15 protein-coding genes are annotated in these 16,994 nt (G+C 74.4%); 10 read left to right on the top strand and 5 right to left on the bottom strand.

Going from position 1 to position 16,994, the window contains the following annotated elements:
• The first annotated feature begins 66 nt into the window (after positions 1 to 66).
• From ACQP2P_RS31500 to ACQP2P_RS31490, 3 genes are read left to right on the top strand one after another with little or no spacing between them, the layout of a single operon-like run.
• Complete coding sequence (locus ACQP2P_RS31500; protein ID WP_433619337.1) at positions 67 to 2,313, top strand: GH92 family glycosyl hydrolase; 2,247 nt, start codon at positions 67 to 69, stop codon at positions 2,311 to 2,313.
• Positions 2,310 to 3,578 (top strand): glycosyltransferase, encoded by a 1,269-nt coding sequence (locus ACQP2P_RS31495; protein ID WP_433606972.1) that lies wholly within the window; start codon positions 2,310 to 2,312, stop codon positions 3,576 to 3,578. Before ACQP2P_RS31500 ends, ACQP2P_RS31495 begins: the two co-directional genes overlap by 4 nt.
• Positions 3,575 to 4,819, top strand: a complete 1,245-nt coding sequence (locus tag ACQP2P_RS31490) for a lanthionine synthetase LanC family protein (RefSeq protein ID WP_433606970.1) — start codon at positions 3,575 to 3,577, stop codon at positions 4,817 to 4,819. The genes ACQP2P_RS31495 and ACQP2P_RS31490 overlap by 4 nt, the downstream gene beginning before the upstream one ends.
• Here the strand turns inward: ACQP2P_RS31490 and ACQP2P_RS31485 are convergent.
• The 3 genes from ACQP2P_RS31485 to ACQP2P_RS31475 form a co-directional block, all read right to left on the bottom strand.
• Positions 4,767 to 5,927, bottom strand: a complete 1,161-nt coding sequence (locus tag ACQP2P_RS31485) for a PrsW family intramembrane metalloprotease (protein WP_433606968.1) — start codon at positions 5,925 to 5,927, stop codon at positions 4,767 to 4,769. The two genes, ACQP2P_RS31490 and ACQP2P_RS31485, sit on opposite strands and share 53 nt — an antisense overlap.
• Positions 5,924 to 6,541 carry a hypothetical protein gene (locus tag ACQP2P_RS31480; protein WP_433606966.1) on the bottom strand — a complete coding sequence of 206 codons (618 nt, stop codon included), beginning with the start codon at positions 6,539 to 6,541 and terminating at the stop codon, positions 5,924 to 5,926. Before ACQP2P_RS31480 ends, ACQP2P_RS31485 begins: the two co-directional genes overlap by 4 nt.
• Positions 6,542 to 7,071: 530 nt before the next feature.
• Positions 7,072 to 8,067, bottom strand: a complete 996-nt coding sequence (locus ACQP2P_RS31475; protein WP_433606964.1) for an SDR family oxidoreductase — start codon at positions 8,065 to 8,067, stop codon at positions 7,072 to 7,074.
• Between the two features lie 42 nt (positions 8,068 to 8,109).
• On the opposite strand from ACQP2P_RS31475, the gene ACQP2P_RS31470 reads away from it, so the two are divergent.
• From ACQP2P_RS31470 to ACQP2P_RS31450, 5 genes are all read left to right on the top strand, one after another.
• Positions 8,110 to 8,964: an LLM class F420-dependent oxidoreductase gene (locus ACQP2P_RS31470; protein ID WP_433606962.1), complete on the top strand. Its 855-nt coding sequence runs from the start codon at positions 8,110 to 8,112 to the stop codon at positions 8,962 to 8,964.
• A complete protein-coding gene (locus ACQP2P_RS31465; protein WP_433606960.1) occupies positions 8,961 to 9,821 on the top strand; it encodes an SDR family oxidoreductase in 861 nt (286 codons plus the stop codon). The genes ACQP2P_RS31470 and ACQP2P_RS31465 overlap by 4 nt, the downstream gene beginning before the upstream one ends.
• A 160-nt stretch (positions 9,822 to 9,981) precedes the next feature.
• On the top strand, positions 9,982 to 11,124 hold the full coding sequence (locus tag ACQP2P_RS31460) for an acyl-CoA dehydrogenase family protein (protein WP_433606958.1): 1,143 nt from the start codon (positions 9,982 to 9,984) through the stop codon (positions 11,122 to 11,124).
• 11 nt (positions 11,125 to 11,135) lie between these two features.
• Entirely contained in the window at positions 11,136 to 12,158 is a 1,023-nt protein-coding gene (locus tag ACQP2P_RS31455) for an acyl-CoA dehydrogenase family protein (RefSeq protein WP_433606956.1), read from the top strand.
• A gap of 37 nt (positions 12,159 to 12,195) precedes the next feature.
• Complete coding sequence (locus tag ACQP2P_RS31450; protein ID WP_433606954.1) at positions 12,196 to 12,714, top strand: carbohydrate-binding protein; 519 nt, start codon at positions 12,196 to 12,198, stop codon at positions 12,712 to 12,714.
• Between the two features lie 102 nt (positions 12,715 to 12,816).
• Here the strand turns inward: ACQP2P_RS31450 and ACQP2P_RS31445 are convergent, their stop codons facing one another.
• On the bottom strand, positions 12,817 to 13,599 hold the full coding sequence (locus ACQP2P_RS31445; RefSeq protein ID WP_433606952.1) for an SDR family oxidoreductase: 783 nt from the start codon (positions 13,597 to 13,599) through the stop codon (positions 12,817 to 12,819).
• The gene (locus ACQP2P_RS31440) at positions 13,574 to 14,725 is read right to left on the bottom strand and encodes an acetyl-CoA C-acetyltransferase (RefSeq protein ID WP_433606950.1); all 1,152 of its coding nucleotides are present in this window, start codon (positions 14,723 to 14,725) and stop codon (positions 13,574 to 13,576) included. The genes ACQP2P_RS31445 and ACQP2P_RS31440 overlap by 26 nt, the downstream gene beginning before the upstream one ends.
• A 46-nt stretch (positions 14,726 to 14,771) precedes the next feature.
• Here ACQP2P_RS31440 and ACQP2P_RS31435 point away from each other — a divergent pair, with 46 nt between their 5' ends.
• Together ACQP2P_RS31435 and ACQP2P_RS31430 are read left to right on the top strand one after the other, a co-directional pair.
• Positions 14,772 to 16,265, top strand: coding sequence for a FadD3 family acyl-CoA ligase (locus tag ACQP2P_RS31435; RefSeq protein WP_433606948.1), 1,494 nt, complete (start codon positions 14,772 to 14,774; stop codon positions 16,263 to 16,265).
• Positions 16,266 to 16,919, top strand: coding sequence for an SDR family NAD(P)-dependent oxidoreductase (locus tag ACQP2P_RS31430; RefSeq protein WP_433606946.1), 654 nt, complete (start codon positions 16,266 to 16,268; stop codon positions 16,917 to 16,919).
• The last annotated feature ends 75 nt before the right edge of the window (positions 16,920 to 16,994 follow it).

Here is a 16,994-nt window from a genome sequence, read left to right as displayed (position 1 = left end):
CCGCCGCGGGCTGAAGTTTCATCTCCATGAAACCCAGCTCGCGGCGGCGGGCGGTAGTGTCCCGTCATCTTCGACGACATCGATCCCTTCATCGGCACCGCCGCGACCGACCTGCCTCCCGCCCGGGGCCTGGCCGGCACCTGGTGGTGGCCGAAGCCGCAGGTCGGCAACACGCACCCCGGTGCCACCTCGCCCCTGGGCATGGTCTCCGCCTGTGCGTACTCCGGGGCGTACCCCACCGGCTACGGCCGGTACGCCAAGAACACCGAGGGGGTGCCGGAGCTGCTCTTCGACCGGCTCCAGGCCTCCGGGTTCACCCACTTCCAGCAGTCCGGCACCGGCGCGATCCGCAAGTACTACAACTACGTGCGCGTGACCCCGATGGTGCAGCAGCTCGACGGGCTCGGCGAGGCCTGGCCGCTGCGCGACGAGGTGGCCGAGGCCGGGTACTACGCCGCGACCCTCGGCACCGGCGTGCGCTGCGAGATCACCGTGGGCGAGAAGGTCGCCGTGCACCGGTACACCTTCCCGGAGAGCAGCAGCGCCCGGATCGTCATCGACCTGTCCTGCGGCGGCCTCGCCATCGACCTGGGCCGCACGGTGCCGCTGCGCGCGCAGGCCGAGAGCCTCGGCCACGGCCGGGTGCAGGGCACGGTCGACATGGAGGGGGTGCCCCTCTCCGTGCACGCCGAGGTGGTGAGCCGCGGCTGGCGGCAGATGCTGTGGTACGACCGCCGCCTCATCGACGGCGGGACACGTCTCGATTTCGACAGCATCCGCCACACGACCCTGCGCCCGTTCGGCATGCTGTTCATGGGCCCCACGCGGGCCGGCCAGACGGTCGAGATCCGCCTCGGCTTCTCCCTGCGCGGCTGCGACCAGGCGGCCCGCAACCTGGAGCGCGAGTGCGGGCCGGCCGGCGACGCGTTCGACCGGGTGCGCGACGCGACCCAGGACCGCTGGCGCGAGCACCTCGGGCGGGTGCGGGTCGACGGCGGCAGCCCGGCCCGGCGCACGGTGTTCGCGACCGCGATGTACCACTCCCTGATCAAGCCGTGCTTCGCCGACGACGAGAGCCCGTTCTGGCCGAGCTCCGGCCCGTTCGCGTTCGACGTCTGCACCATGTGGGACATCTACAAGACGCAGCTGCCGCTGCTGGCCGCGGTCGCCCCCGAGCGCTCGGCCGACCTGCTCGAGTCGCTGATCCGGGTCTGCGAGGAGGAGGGCAACTTCCCGATCGGCTACCGCATGGCCCGCGGCGCCGACCGCTTCTTCCGCCAGGCCAGCGCGCTCGCCCACACCGTGCTCGCCGACGCCCACGCGCTCGGCACGGCCCCGCTGGACTGGAACTGGGCGCTCGTGCACATGGTCGACGACCTGCGCCGGATGTACGGCGAGGACTTCTTCGAGCACGGCATCGTGCACCCGATCAGCCACACCCTCGACCTCGCCTACGCCCACCACTGCACCGCCAAGGTGGCCCGCGCCCTCAACGACGTGCACCTCGCCGAGGACCTCGAGCGGCGCAGCCGGCACTGGATCAACGCCTTCGACCCGGTCACCGGCCTGCTGCGCGACTCGGAGTTCTACGAGGGCGGCAAGTGGAACTACTCGTTCCGGCTGCTGCACGACATGGCCGCCCGGATCGCCCTCGGCGGCGGCGACGAGGAGTTCGTCGGCAACCTCGACCGGTTCTTCGGCTTCGGCGCCCCGCCGGTCACCCGGCCGGGCCGCCGCCCGCCGCCCGCGGAGATGCTGGCCGGCTACGCGCTGAACCGGTTCGAGGGCCTCAACAACGAGCCCGACATGGAGGCGCCGTGGGCGTACCACTACGCCGGGCGCCCCGACCGGACCGCCGAGATCGTGCAGGCCGCGCTCACCTGGCAGTTCGGCACCGGGCCGGGCGGGCTGCCGGGCAACGACGACTCGGGCGGGCTCAGCTCCTGGTACGTCTGGGCGTCGCTCGGGCTCTTCCCGGTGGCCGGGCAGAACCTCTTCCTGATCAACGCGCCCGCCTTCGAGCGCTCCGCCGTGCGCGTCGGCGACCGGGAGTTCATCGTGGAGACCAGCGGCCACCGATCGACGCCCATCGGCGCGGACGGGCTCGACGGTGACCCGGCCCCGCAGTACGTGCAGTCGGTGAGCCTCAACGGCAAGCCGCTGGACGCCACCCACATCAGCGCCGCCGAGATCCATCGGGGCGGCCGGCTGCACGTGCGCCTCGGCCCGGAGCCCTCCGGGTGGGGCCGCGACCGCCGGCACCGGCCCCCGTCGGCGTCCGACCGCGTACTCGCAGCGAAGGAGACCAGGTGACGTACATCAACCGCCGCCTCGTCATCGTGGTCCGGGCGGACCCGGTCATCTGCGGCCACTCCGGCGAGGCACGCAACCTCGCCGAGGTCGCCCTCCAGCGCGGCTTCGACGACGTCCGGCTGCTCACGTGGCCGATCGGCGCGCTGCAGGCGGCCGGGCTGCCGCTCAAGCCGCTCGACCGGCTGCTGCCCTACAGCCCCGGGATCACCGTCGAGCGGCCGGAGCCGGTCGGCGACTACCGGGTGCCCGACGGCCGGTACCTCGCCGGGCTCACCGGGCGGCTGACCGAGCTGCTGCTGGAGCCGGTGCCGACCACCTGCCTGTCCATGTACCTCGTCCCGCACGCCACCGTCGTGACCGACGCGGTCGCGGCCGTGCGCGCCGCCGGCTTCAACCCGGACGTGCGCACGGTCGCCAAGGCCGTCGGCTCCGACGTGACCAACGTGATCCGCTCCTGCCTGCGCGACGGGCGGATGGGCGCGGCGATCGCCCTGTTCACCACGTTCCTGGGCAACGACGAGCTGGTGGCGGTGTCGCAGTACACCCGCGACGAGATCGTCGCCGCGGCCGAGCAGGTCGACGCCCGCTGCGGCACCCGCTTCGCCGAGCAGTGCCGGCTGCGGGTCACCATCGGCTACCCGCCGATCGACGCCTCGGCCTACCTCGACCTCGATCCCGCCGCCGTCGACCGCGCGCTGGCCCGGCGCGGGCTGGAGCGGGACGGGTACATCCTCTTCCTGTCCCGGGTCGCGCGGGCCAAGGGCATCCACGACCTCGTGGAGGCGTACCGGCGCATGCGCTGCCGCCCCGCCGTGAAGCTCGTCGTCGCCGGCACCGGCCCGGCCCTGGAGGAGATCCGGGCCCTGGCCGCGGGCGACGAGCGGATCGTGTTCCTCACCGACGTCGACGACGCCGAGAAGCCGCTGCTCATGCGGGGCTGCGCGGCGTACGCGCTGCCGACCCGGCCCGAGCCCGACTTCGTCGAGACGTTCGGCATCGCGCTGACCGAGAAGATGCTGGCCGGCGGCGGACCCGTGGTCACCACGCTCACCGGCGGCACCGGCGAGGCGGTCGGCGACACCGCCGTGATCGTCGAGCCCTTCGACGTGGACGGGCTCGCCGCGGCGCTCGACCGGGTGGTGCTGGAGATGCCGCCGGCCGAACGGGCGGAGCGGGAGACGCGGGCGCGGGCCTACGCGATGGCGTTCGAGCGGAGCGCGGTCTTCGATCGCCTGTTCCCGGATGCGGTACCGTCCGTCCGGTGAACGACTACCGTGCGCTGGGCGAGGCCGCGTGGGCGTGGGTGCTGGAGCAGGTGCGCTGGTGCGACGGGCCCTGGCTGCCCACGACCGTGCCCGGCGACATGGCCGACGACCGGGACTCGCTCTACGCCGGGATCGCCGGGCTCGCGCCGGTGCTCGCGGAGATCCGGCAGTATCGCGCGCTCACGGCGGCCGAGCAGGAGCTGGCCGCCGGCATCGTCGCGCGGCTCTCCCGGGAGGTCCCGTCGCGCACGGACGTCTCGCTCTACGACGGGCTGGCCGGGGACGTGACGGCGCTGCGGCTCCTGGCGCCCGGCTCGGAGGCGGTCGCCGTCGCGCGCATCCTGTCGTTGCCGTCGCCGGAGTACCACGACGTCATCTCCGGCACCGCGGGCGTGCTGCTCACGCTGTCCTGGCTGGGGCTCGGCCGCCCGTCGGCCGCCGCGGCCCTCGCCGAGGCCGGTGAGGAGGCCGAGGGCGGGCTCGACTGGCGGATGAAGCCCGGCTACCCGTCGAGCAGCCCGAACTTCTCGCACGGCACCGCGGGGGTCGCCGCCGCGCTGGCCCTGGCCGGCCGCACCGACGCCGCCCGGCGCGGGGCCGGGCATCTCCTCGCGATCGCCGACCTGTCCGACGGCGGGTTCGTCGTGGAGCACACCATTCCGCGCTCGAAGCGGGAGGTGGAGCCGGTGACCTTCACCTGGTGCCACGGGCCCGCCGGCACCTCGCACGTCTTCGCCGCCCTGGCCCGCGCGGGCGTGCCGTCGATCGGCGACCACACGGTGACCGAGCTGCGGCGGCGCTGCCTGCGCTCGACGCTCACCTCGGGCATCCCGCAGCGGCTGCGGCCGGGCTTCTGGGACAACGACGGGCGCTGCTGCGGCACCGCGGGCGTCGGCGACATCCTGCTGGACGCGGCCCAGTCCCTGGGCGACGCCGAGTACCTCGACGGCGCCCGCACGATGGGCGACGCCCTGGTGTCGCGGGCCGTCGACGGGCGCTACTGGCGCTTCGTCGAGTACCGCATCGAGGAGCCGCTGCTGCCGCCGGGCACGACGTGGATGCAGGGCGCGGCCGGGATCGCGGCGTTCCTGCTGCGCCTGGCCCGCGTGTCCCAGGACGGGCTCTCGGCCCCGATCGTCGATCGCCCCGACCAGTACTTCGCCGTCCCGGACGAGCTGCGCGTCTCGCTCAGGGGCCTTCCCGGCTCGGCAACGCCAGCCGGGCCAGCCCGGACCGGGTGAGCCGGACCCGGCTCGTGTCGTGGCCGCCGGCCGCGGCGATCTGGTCGGCGAGGTCGTGGGCGGCCGCGAGGCGGTGCCGCCGGCGCCGGCGGTCCCGCAGGCCGCCCGCGGCACGGTAGCGGTGGCGCTGCCGCCAGCCGCCGGCCAGCGCGTCGAGCTCGGCGGGCGTCAGCACGCCGGTGTCTACCTCGGGCTGCATGACCGCCCGCATGGCGTCGCGCTCCGGGCGCACCGCGATGTGGAACACGGTGCTGACGATCGCGATCGCGGCCAGGGAGATGACCACCATCAGCACGATGACGACCAGGCCGTCGCCGCCGCTGAGCACGGTGGTGGAGTCCCACAGGAAGTGCAGCACCATGGCGGTCAGCATGAGGACGGGCCCGAGCACCGGGCGCCGCCGCTGCCCGGGCGTCCCGAGCAGGTAGACGAGGCCGGCGCCGAAGACGGCGCTGTAGAGGATGTGCGACGTGAAGCCGGTCAGCAGGCGCAGGACGTCGGTGTGCAGACTCGTGGCGAGCTGGTGGCTGCCGAACTCGTCGGGCGCGGACCGCAGCGCGTAGAGGACGTCCTCGACGACCTCGAAGCCCAGGCCGGTGAACGCGCCGAGGATGAAGCCGTCGTAGGCGGTGCGCACCACGCGCGGGGCCAGGAACATCAGCAGGAGCACGCCGCTGCCCTTGCCGAGCTCCTCGAAGACCGGCGCGGTCAGCCCGGCGCCCCAGTCGAGGGAGAACTCCTGGCTGAGCAGTTTCTGGTACAGGTGCAGCATGCTGGTGTTGGCGTGGACGGCGATGGTCCAGGTGGCGCCGAGACCGCCCCACACGAAGCCCGCGATCACGAGGCCGCGCGGCTGCCGGGAGTAGCGGTCGATGCGGGCCGTGAACCACCACAGCAGCAGCCCGTAGACCGCGAAGATTCCGCAGCCGGTGGCCAGGGCCGGCCCGTACACGCGCACCTGCGAGCCGACCAGGTCGTACGCGTAGTGCAGACCGTAGCCGACCACGCCGGCGTAGACCCAGAAGCAGGCGTTGCGGGGCTGCCACAGGCTGAACCCGTTGCCCCACCCGGTCCGCTCGATCGCCGCCTGCCGCGCCGCGATGCTCATGCGCTCCCTCCGTCCTGCGCCGGCTGCCCTTCACGCGTCGGCTGCACCGAGCGGATCATGCCCGTGATCGCCGGTGCGGAGCTGACGTCTGCCGTCTCCGGGCCCAGCACTTCGATCTCCACCCCCGTCCGGCCGAACACGAACGCGGCCACCAGCCCCCGGGCGTGCGCCCCGGCGAGGTGCGCGGCCACCCCGCGCCGGCCCGAGCCGGTGCGGATCGCCACCGGTGTGCCGGTCACCCGCGGGTCGCCGTTGCCCCGCAGGCCCGCGTCGGTCTTGCGGATCTGTGCCAGCAGCTGCGCCGGCGTGCCGTCGTAGCGGTCGGCGGTCACCGTGAACCGGGCGCCCTCGTATGTCACCGAGGCCCGGTTCGGATAGCCCGCGCCGCCGGTGGAGCGGCGCAGCCCGCTGACCAGGTTCGCGCCGGCCGCCGGGCTGAACTGCACGTCCGGGCCGACCTGCACGACGTCTCCGGCGCGCACCGGGTCGCGCAGCGGCACGGCGGCGTCGACGGCCGGCAGGATCCCCAGCGCGACGGCCACCAGCAGCGCGACCAGCCCGGCCGGCACCAGCGTGCGGCGGTCCAGCCCGAGAAGCCGGCGCTCGACCGGCACCCAGTGCTCGCGGCGGTGGCGGCCTGGACCTGGGCCTGGGCCTGGTGCCGCGATGTGCGTCATGGAGCCTCCCAACCCCGCCGCCCATCGGGGCCGCCGGGTGATCGATCACGACGCTACCAGCCGAATTGTCGGTTTCGCGGCTTCGGTGCCCGGGGGCTCGGGCCGGGTAGCCGCCGTCGACCTGGGGCTTCTGGCCGGTCTCCGGCGGTTTCTGGTTGTGGTGGCTGGGGTTCGGGCCGGGTGGCCGCTGTTGACGTGGGGCTTCTGGCCGGTTTCCGGCGGTTTCTGGTTGTGGTGGCTGGGGTTCGGGCCGGGTGGCCGCTGTTGACGTGGGGCTTCTGGCCGGTTTCCGGCGGTTTCTGGTTGTGGTGGCTGGGGTTCGGGCCGGGTGGCCGCTGTTGACGTGGGGCTTCTGGCCGGTTTCCGGCGGTTTCTGGTTGTGGTGGCTGGGGTTCGGGCCGGGTGGCCGCTGTTGACGTGGGGCTTCTGGCCGGTTTCCGGCGGTTTCTGGTTGTGGTGGCTGGGGCTCAGGCCGCGTAGCCGCCGTCGACGTCGAGCTTTTGGCCGGAGATGAACCGCGCCCGGTCGCTCGCCAGGAAGCACACCGCCTCGGCGATGTCGGCCGCGGTGCCGAAGGCGCGCAGCGGGATGTTCGAGCGCGTCACCGCCAGCGCGTGCTCGTGCAGGTCGCCGCTGGCCATCAGGCGGGCCGCCATGCCGTCGGTGAGCATGCCGGGGCCGACGCAGTTGGCGCGGACGCCGAAGCGGCCCTCCTCGGCGGCGATGCCCCGCATCAGCGACTCGACCGCGCCCTTCGGCACCGCCGACAGCCCGTCGCGCACCGGGAAGCGCCGCGTGGCCGCGGTGGTCACCGCGACGATGCTGCCGCGGCTCGCGCGCAGCGCGGGCAGGGCCGCGCGCACGATGTTGAACGTGGCGAGCACGTCCTGGGCGACCTGCTCGGCGAACCGCTCCGGCGCGATCGTGCTCAGGTGCATCATCGGCACGTGGGGACCGGCCGCGTGCACGAGCGTGTGCACCTCGCCCGCGCCGGCGATGAGCGCGGCGCAGGCCGCCGGATCGGTGAGGTCCGCGCGTACGGCGGTCGCTCGCCTCTGGGTGGTCGCTCGCCAATCGGTGGTCGCGCCGGTTTCGTGCACTTGCTCATCTGCGGTGTTCGCGCCGGCCTGGGTCGCGCCGGCCCGGGTTGCGCCGGCCTGGGTTGCGCCGGCCTGGGTCGCGCCGGCCCGGGTTGCAATGGCCTCGATCGCGCCGGTCGGAGCCGCGCCGGCCTGGGTCGTGCCCGTCCGGGCCGTGCCGGCGTCGGTGCCGGTGTCGGTGTCGGCGGGGTTGGCGGCGTTGAGCTCGGCGGCCAGGGCGGCGGCCGCGTCGGCGTCCGAGCGGTACGCGAGCACGACCGCGCACCCGCGCGCGACGAGCATCCGGGCGACCGCGGACCCGATGCCGCCCGTCGCCCCCGTGACGACCGCGACGCCCGGGCGCGCGGCGAAATCCTGCTCCATGACGGGTACATTACCAAGCAAGCGTTTGTTAGAGTGTCGGCCGTGGAGCTGAAACTCGGGGTCATGCCCGCGCACGGCGGTGCGGGCCCGGCCACCGTCGCGCGGTTCGTGCGGCTGCTGGAGGAGCTCGGCTGCGAGTCGGTGTGGGCGGTCGAGCACGTGATCGTGCCGGACGACTACGACAGCTCGTACCCGTACGACCCGAGCGGCCGCATGCCGCTGCGCGGGGACGACAACATCCCGGACCCGCTGCACTGGCTCACGTTCGCCGCCGCGCACACCACGACGCTCAAGCTCGGCACCGCGATGCTCATCCTGCCCGAGCACAACCCGGTCGACCTGGCCAAGCGCCTCGCCACCGTCGACGTGCTCAGCGGCGGGCGGCTGCTGGCCGGGATCGGCGTCGGCTGGCTGCGCGAGGAGTACGACGCGCTCGGGGTGCCCTTCGCCGGGCGCGGGGCGCGCGCCGACGAATACCTCGAGGCCATGCGCGCGCTGTGGACGCAGGCGCCGGCGCGGTACGACGGCCGCCTGGTCTCGTTCGGACCCGTGCACTCCCGGCCCCGGCCCACGCGCGGGACCGTGCCGATCGTCGTCGGCGGGCACAGCCTGGCCGCGGTGCGCCGCGCGGCCCGGTTCGGCGACGGGTGGTATCCGCTGGGCGTGCGCGGCGACGAGTTCGCCCGGCTCCGGCAGGCGCTGCGGGACGAGTGCGCGGCGCTGGGCCGCGACCCCGACGAGGTCGAGGTGACCGCCCGCGGCCCGGGCGAGCGGGGCGAGCTCGAGCGGCTGCGCGCGCTCGGCGTGGCCCGGGTCGTCATCCGTGCGGACCCGGACGATCTCGTCGGCATACGGGACAAGGTTCGTCGCTACCAGCGGGAGGTTCTCGGGGCATGAGAACGGTCATCATCACCGGCGCCGGCCAGGGGCTCGGCCGCGCGCACGCGCTCGCGTTCGCCGCGGCCGGCTACCACCTGGTGCTCAACGACCTCGGCGCGGATCGGCTGCGGAGCGTCGCCGAGGAGTGCGCGTTCGGACAGGGCGCCGTGACCTGCGTGCCGGGGGACATCGCCGACTGGGACTTCGCGGCCGCGCTGATCGAACGCGCGGTGGCCGTGCACGGACGTGTCGACGCGCTGGTGAACAACGCCGGGCTCGCTCGCGACCGGATGACCACCAATGTCACCGAGGACGAGTGGGACTCCGTCATCCGGGTCAACCTCAAGGGCCACTTCGCCCCGCTGCGGCACGCGTCCGCGCACTGGAAGGCGCTCGCCAAGGCCGGGGAGCCCGTGGCCGCGCGGATCGTGAACACCACCTCCGGGGCGGGGCTCATGGGCAGCGTCGGGCAGGTCAGCTACAGCGCCGCGAAGGCCGCCGTGGCCGCGGTGACGCAGGTGGCGGCGGTGGAGCTGCGGCGGTACGGGATCACGGTCAACGCGATCGCGCCCAGCGCCCGCACGCCGATGACCGAGGACGTCTTCGCCGACGCCATGCGCGCGCCCGAGTCCGGGTTCGACGCGATGGCGCCGGAGAACGTCTCGCCGCTGGTGGTGTGGCTCGCCTCCGAGGAGGCCGGGTTCGTGACCGGCCGCGTGTTCGAGGTCTCCGGCGGCAGCGTGGGCCTCGCCGACGGCTGGCAGCACGGCCCGGCGACGGACGTGGGCCGTCGCTGGGAGCCGGACGAGCTCGGGCCGGTCGTGCGCGGCCTGCTCTCCCGCGCGCCCGAACCGGCGGCCGTGTATGGCGCCTGACGTCCACACCGCCGGCGCTCCGGACGACGCCCGTCCGTCCGGCGCGTCGCCGGCGTCCGGTGATGTCCGTTCGTCCGCCGCGTCGCGAGCGTTTGACGATGTCCGTTCGTCCGGCGCGTCGCCGGCGTCCGGTGATGTCCGTTGGTTCGGTGGGTCGCCGGTGTCCGGCGACTTCCGTCAGGAGGTGCGGGCCTGGCTCGCCGAGCACCTCACCGGACGGTTCGCGCCGCTCGTCGGCTCCGGCGGCCCCGGACGCGAGCACGAGCACCTGCGGCTGCGCGCGGAGTGGGAGCGCGAGCTGGGGGCCGGGGGCTGGATCGGGCTCGGCTGGCCGGAACCCTACGGCCGCGGCGCGAGCATCGCTGAGCAGGTCGTGTTCTTCGAGGAGTACGCGCGCGCGGGCGGTCCGGGGCGGCTGTCGCACATCGGGGAGTACCTGCTCGCGCCCACGCTCATCGCCCACGGCACCGAGGAGCAGCGGGCCCGGTTCCTGCCGCCGATCGCCCGCGCCGAGGAGCTGTGGTGCCAGGGGTACTCGGAGCCCGGCGCCGGCTCCGACCTCGCCGGGGTGCAGACCCGCGCCGAGCTCGCCGGCGGCCGCTGGCGCATCACCGGCCAGAAGGTGTGGACGTCGCTGGCGCACATCGCGGACTGGTGCTTCGTGCTCGCGCGCACCGGTGCGCAAACGCGCAAGAACGGACTGTCGTACCTGCTCGTGCCGATGCGCCAGCCCGGCGTCGACGTGCGCCCGATCGTGCAGCTGACCGGCACCTCCGAGTTCAACGAGGTCTTCTTCGACGGCGCGGAGGCCGACGCGGGACTGGTCGTGGGGGAGCCCGGCGACGGCTGGCGGGTCGCGACGAGCACCCTCGCCTTCGAGCGCGGCGTCGCGACCCTGGGTCAGCAGCTCGGGTTCGCCCGGGAGCTGGAGTCCATCATGGACAGAGCGCGATCCACCGGTACCGTGGAGGATCCGATCATCGCCGACCGCATCGCGAGCGCCTGGGCGGGACTGCAGGGCCTGCGCCATCACGCGCTGCGCACCCTCTCCGCGACCGAGCCCGACCCCACCGCCGCGTCCGTCGCCAAGCTGCTGTGGGCCAACTGGCACCGCGACCTCGGCGAGCTGGCCCTGGCCGTGGAGGGCGCGGCCGCGACGGTCGCCCGGGCCGCGCCCTACGAGCTGACCGACGCCCAGCGCCTGTTCCTGTTCACCCGCGCCGACACCATCTACGGCGGATCGAACGAGATCCAGCGCAACATCATCGCCGACCGGCTCCTCGGCCGCGTCCCCCGAGCCTAGGAGTGTCCACAGTGGAGTCCTTTGCCGGTGAGTTCACGCCGGAGCAGACGGCGCTGCGCGAGTCGGTCCGCGACTTCTTCGCCTCGCCCGGGTACAGCTGGGCCCGCCTCGCCGGCGAGCTCGGCCTCACCGCGCTCGCCGTCGCCGAGGAGCACGGCGGCTTCGGCGCCACCGCGGTCGAGGCCGGCATCGTGCTGGAGGAGGCCGGGGCCGCGCTGCTGTCCGCGCCGCTGCTGTCGACCACGGCCGCGATCCTGGCCCTGGACCCCGCGTCCGGCCCGCCGGAGCCGCCGATCGGCGCCCCGGCCCTGTATCCCGCGTCCGGACTGCTGGCGTCGCTGGCCGCCGGCGCGACGATCGGCGCCCTGGCCCTCGGCGACGGCGTCGAGGCCCGGCCGAGCGCGAACGGCATCGTCCTCGACGGCCGGGTCGAGCACGTCCTGGACGGCGACGCCGCGGACGTGTTCCTGGTCGAGGCGGCCGGCGACCTGTACGCGACCGACGCCGCCGTCGTCCAGGCCGTGCCCACGCTGGACACCACCCGCGGCCAGGCGACCCTGATCCTCACCGCCGCCCCGGCCCGCCCCGTCGCCCCGGGCGGTGCCGCGCACGCCCTCGCCGTCGTGCGGGCGCTGCTGGCCGCCGAGTGCGTCGGCGTGGCGCGGGCCGCGCTGCAGTCCACTGTGGATCATCTGCGCACCCGCCACCAGTTCGGTGTGCCGCTGTCGACGTTCCAGGCGCTGCGGCACCGGGTCGCGGATCTCTACGTGCTGCTGGAGCAGGCGACCTCGACGGCCCGCTACGCCCTGCGCTGTCACGGCACCGCCGAGTTCGCGGTCGCCGCGCCGCTGGCGAAGCTCTGCGCCGCCGAGGCCGCGTGGACGATCACCCGCGAGTCGATCCAGCTGCTCGGCGGGATCGGGTTCACGTGGGAGCATCCGGCGCACCGGTACCTCAAGCGGGCCACCGCCGGCCACCTGCTCTTCGGCGACCCGCCCACGCTGCGGCGGCAACTGCTCGCGCAGGTACTGTAATCGGCAGATGTCGATTGCGTCACCTAGACTGCGCGGCATGAGACGAACCCTCGTCATCGCCGCGGCGGTGGTGCTCGCCGCCGTCACCTCCGCCGCCGTCGCCCCGTCCGCCTCCGCCGCCACCGTCCGCCCCTTCGGCTCGGTCGTCGAGGCCGAGTCCTACGACGCCCAGCACGGCGTGCGCGTCTTCGCCGACCCGGCGGCCTCCGGCGGCCACGCGGTCGCCTTCTCCGGCGGCGACCGCCTGCGCCTCGACGCCGTCGACTTCGGCGCGCCCGGCCAGGCCAGCGGCTTCGCCACCTGGCGCTCCTGCGCGACCGGCACGGGCACGGTCGAGCTGCGGCTCGACTCGCCCACGGCCACCCCGTTGCTGACCTTCCAGCCCGCGGGCGGCACGTGCGCCCAGTGGTTCCAGTCGAGCACGCGCATGGGCGTGGCCACGACCCCGACCGGCGTCCACGACCTGTACCTGTCGTTCACCTCGCCCTCGCGGTGCGAGTTCTACCGGCTCGACAGCTTCCAGATGATCAAGCAGACCGGCCCGCCGATCCCGTAAGTTTCACGCCGCACCCGGTCGAACGCCGCGCCCCCGGATCGATCGGCGGCGTGTGCCCCCTGGCGCGCGGCAGCCGGCGCGTCGCTGACGCGGACGGGGGCGTTACTGCGGCGGGGCGGGCGGCGCGGCGGCTGCCGTGGCGTCCAGGAAGCGCGGGACCTGGCCGCCGCCGTCGACGAGCAGGGACGTGCCCGTGATGTAGCCGGCCAGCGGGGACGCGAGCAGCAGCACCGCGTCCGCGATGTCGTCCGGGGTCGCCATGCGTCCCAGCGGTACCGTCGCCGCCACCGCCGCCAGCGCGGCCTCGTCGCCGTAGTGGGCCTCGTTGTCCGACGTGCGCACCACGCCCGCCGTCACCGTGTTGACCCGCACCCGCGGGGCCCACTCGAGGGCCAGCGCGCGCGTGAGGACCTCCAGGCCGCCCTTCGCCGCCGCGTACGCGGCGGTCCCGGGCGCTGGGCGCAGGGCCGACACCGAGCCGATGTTCACGATCAGGCCACCCGTGTCCTGGGCCTGCATGACCGCGTTGGCCGCCTGGGCGACGAAGAACGGGGCCAGGAGGTTGAGCCGGACCACGGCGGTCACGAGGTTCGCCGAGGCGGTGGCGGCCGGCACCGGCGGGCCCCCGCCGGCGTTGTTCACCGCGAGGTCGAGCCGGCCGAAGGCGTCCACGGCGGCGGCCACGAGCGCCGCGGCCTCCTGCGGCTCGCGCACGTCGGCGCGGTGGAAGGCCACGCCCTCGGGCAGGTCGCCGGGGTCCTTGCGGCCGCAGGTGAGCACGCGGTAGCCGGCGAGCGCCAGCCGTGCCGCGATGGTGCGGCCGATGCCGCGGGTGCCGCCGGTGACGAGCGCCGCCGGACTAGAGCCGCTCGATGATGGTGACATTGGCCGTACCCCCGCCCTCGCACATCGTCTGCAGACCGTACCGGCCGCCGCGCGCCTCCAGCTCGTGCAGCAGCGTCGTCATGAGCCGGGCGCCGGTCGCGCCGAGCGGGTGGCCCAGCGCCACCGCGCCGCCGAGGGGGTTGACGCGTTCGAGGTCGGCGCCGGTCTCGTGCTGCCAGGCGAGCACGACCGGTACGAAGGCCTCATTGATCTCGACGAGGTCGATGTCGTCGATCGTCAGGCCGGCCTTGCGCAGGGCGTGCGCGGTCGCCGGGATGGGGCCGGTGAGCATGTAGACGGGGTCGTCGGCGAGCACGCTGAGGTGGTGGATGCGGGCGCGGGGGCGCAGCCCGTGCTCGGCGACCGCGCGCTCGGAGGCGACGAGCAGGGCCGCGGCGCCGTCGGAGATCTGGCTGGCGAGGGCGGCGGTGACGACCCCGCCGGGCTTGAGGGTGGGCAGGGAGGCCATCTTCTCGAGGGTGGTGTCGCGGCGCGGGCCCTCGTCCACCGAGACCCCGGCGATCGGCTCGATCTCGCGCTCGAACCGGCCGGCGTCGATCGCGGCGGCGGCGCGGCGGTGGCTCTGCAGGGCGTAGCGCTCCATCTCCTCGCGCGTGAGGGCCCACTCGGCGGCGATGAGCTCGGCGGCGCGGAACTGGCTGATCTCCTGGGTGCCGTACCGCGCGTGCCAGCCGGACGAGCCGCGGAACGGGTCCTCGAAGCCGTACTGCTGCCCGGCCAGCATCGCCGCCGAGATCGGGATGGCGCTCATGTTCTGCACGCCCCCGGCCACGACCAGGTCGGCGGTGCCGGACATGACCGCCTGCGCGGCGAAGTGCAGGGCCTGCTGCGAGGAGCCGCACTGCCGGTCCACGGTCACCCCGGGCACGTGCTCGGGCAGCCCGGCCGCGAGCCAGCTGGTGCGGGCGATGTTCCCGGCCTGCGGGCCGAGCGCGTCGACGCAGCCGAAGATCACGTCGTCGACCGCGGCCGGGTCGACGCCGCTGCGCTTGACCAGCGCGGTGAGCACGTGTGCGCCCAGGTCGGCGGGGTGGATGGCGGCCAGTGCGCCGCCGCGCCGGCCGACCGGGGTGCGGACCGCCTCGACCAGATATGCCTCCGTCATGCCCGAGACCTTACCAAGCGAGCGCTTGGTTGGTAAGGTGCCTCGCATGGAACCGTTGGACGCCCGCACGATCCCCGATCTGGTGCGGGCCGGCGCGGCGCACTACCGGCGGCGCGAGGCGGTCGTCGACGGCGACGTCCGGCTCACCTTCGCCGATCTCGCCGCCGAGGTGACCCGCTGTGCCGAGGCGCTCGCCGCGCGCGGCATCGTCAAGGGCGACCGGGTGGCGCTGTGGGCGCCGAACGGGTGGCGGTGGATCGTGGCCGCCCTGGGCATCGTCTCAGCCGGCGGAGTCCTCGTGCCGCTGAACACGCGGTTCAAGGGGGCCGAGGCCGCGTACATCCTGGCCCGCAGCGGCGCCCGGCTCCTGCTCGTCGACGACGGCTTCCTCGGCAACCGCTACATCGACTCGCTCGCCGAGGCGGCGGCCGAGACCCCCACCCCGGCGCTCACCGACATCGTGTCCTTCGCCGACTGGGACCGGTTCATCGCGGTCGGCAAGGGCGTCGACGCGGTGGTCCACCCCGGCGACCTCTCCGACCTCTTCTTCACCAGCGGCACCACCGGCCGGCCCAAGGGCGCCATGCTCACCCACGGGCAGAGCACCGAGCTCTACGTCGCGTGGAGCGAGCTCGCGGGGCTGCGGGAGGGGGACCGGTACCTCCTGGTGAACCCCTGCTTCCACACCTTCGGCTACAAGGCCGGCGTCATCGCCTGCCTGCTGCGGGGCGCCACGATCGTGCCGCAGGCGGTCTTCGACGTGCCGGTCAGCCTCGACCTCGTGCAGCGGGAGCGGATCACGGTGCTGCCCGGGCCGCCGACCCTCTACACCTCGATGCTCGACCACCCCGGCCGCTCCGGCTACGACCTGTCCAGCCTGCGGGTCGCGGTCACCGGCGCGACGACCGTCCCGGTGGTGATGATCGAGCGGCTCCGGGCCGAGCTGGCCCTGCAGACCGTGCTCACCGCGTACGGGCTCACCGAGTCGTGCGGGACGGCCACCATGTGCCGCCCCGACGACGACCCGCGGACCGTCGCGACCACCTGCGGCCCGGCGGTCCCCGGCGTCGAGGTCCGCGTCGACGAGTCCTCCGGCGAGGTGCTGGTCCGCGGCTACAACGTGATGCGGGGGTACTTCCAGGACCCCGCCGCCACCGCCGAGGCGATCGACGCCGAGGGCTGGCTGCACACCGGCGACGTCGGCGTGCTGGACGAGCGCGGCTACCTGCGCATCACCGACCGCCTCAAGGACATGTTCATCGTCGGCGGCTTCAACGCCTACCCGGTCGAGATCGAGCAGGTGATCGCGAGCCACCCGGCCGTCGCCGACGTCGCCGTCGTGGGGGTGCCCGACGCCCGGCTCGGCGAGGTGGCCCGCGCCTACGTGGTGCCCCGGGCCGGGCTGCAGATCGACGACCTCGCGGCCTACTGCCGTAACCGCCTCGCCAACTACAAGCAGCCCCGCTCGTTCGTCCTGCTCGACGCCCTGCCGCGCAACGCCAGCGGCAAGGTGCTCAAAACGACACTCCGGAGCGCCTGAATGGACACCGTCATCGTCACGGGCGGCGGCAGCGGCATCGGCGCCGCGGTCGCCCGCCTCGCCGCGGAGCAGGGCCTGCGCCCGGTCGTGTGGGACCTGCGCGGCGGCGACCTGGAGGTGGACGTCCGCGACCCGGGCGCGGTGCGGGCGGCCCTCGCCGAGACCGGACCCGCCCGCTATCTCGTCAACAACGCGGGACCGGCCAGCGGCGGCCCCGCCCTCGCGTTCGGCGACGGGCTCGTCGCCACCGCCGGCAGCATGGAGCTCGTCACCTCGGCCTGGCTGGCCACCGGCCCGCCCGAGGGTTCGGCCGTGGTCAACGTGGCCTCCGTCGCCGGCAACTTCGTCGGTACCGACTCCGCCTGGTACAGCGCCGGCAAGGCCGCGATCGCGGGCTACACCCGGCACCTGGCCACGAGAGTCGCGCCCCGGGTGCGAGCCAACGCGGTCGCGCCCGGCTTCATCGACACGCCCCGCATGGCCGGCTTCGCCGACACCCCGCTCGGCCGCTCACTCATCGAGCGCAACCCCATGGGCCGCGCCGGGCGCCCCGAGGACGTCGCCGCGGCCGTGCTCTTCCTGCTCTCGCCCGCCGCCGCCTACGTCAACGGCGTCCTGCTGCCCGTGGACGGGGGCTGGACCGTCACCCAATGACCACGCCCACCGCATACGGTCACGACACCGTCCAGCCGGCGGGCGCCACCCCCCGCAACTCGGAAGGGAGTCCAC

This window comes from Dactylosporangium sp. CA-139114 (assembly GCF_050955725.1).
In the GTDB taxonomy this organism is placed as follows: Bacteria; Actinomycetota; Actinomycetes; order Mycobacteriales; family Micromonosporaceae; genus Dactylosporangium.
The sequence above is the reverse complement of the archived record's forward strand: the minus strand, read 5'-3'. Positions and strand labels throughout refer to the sequence as shown.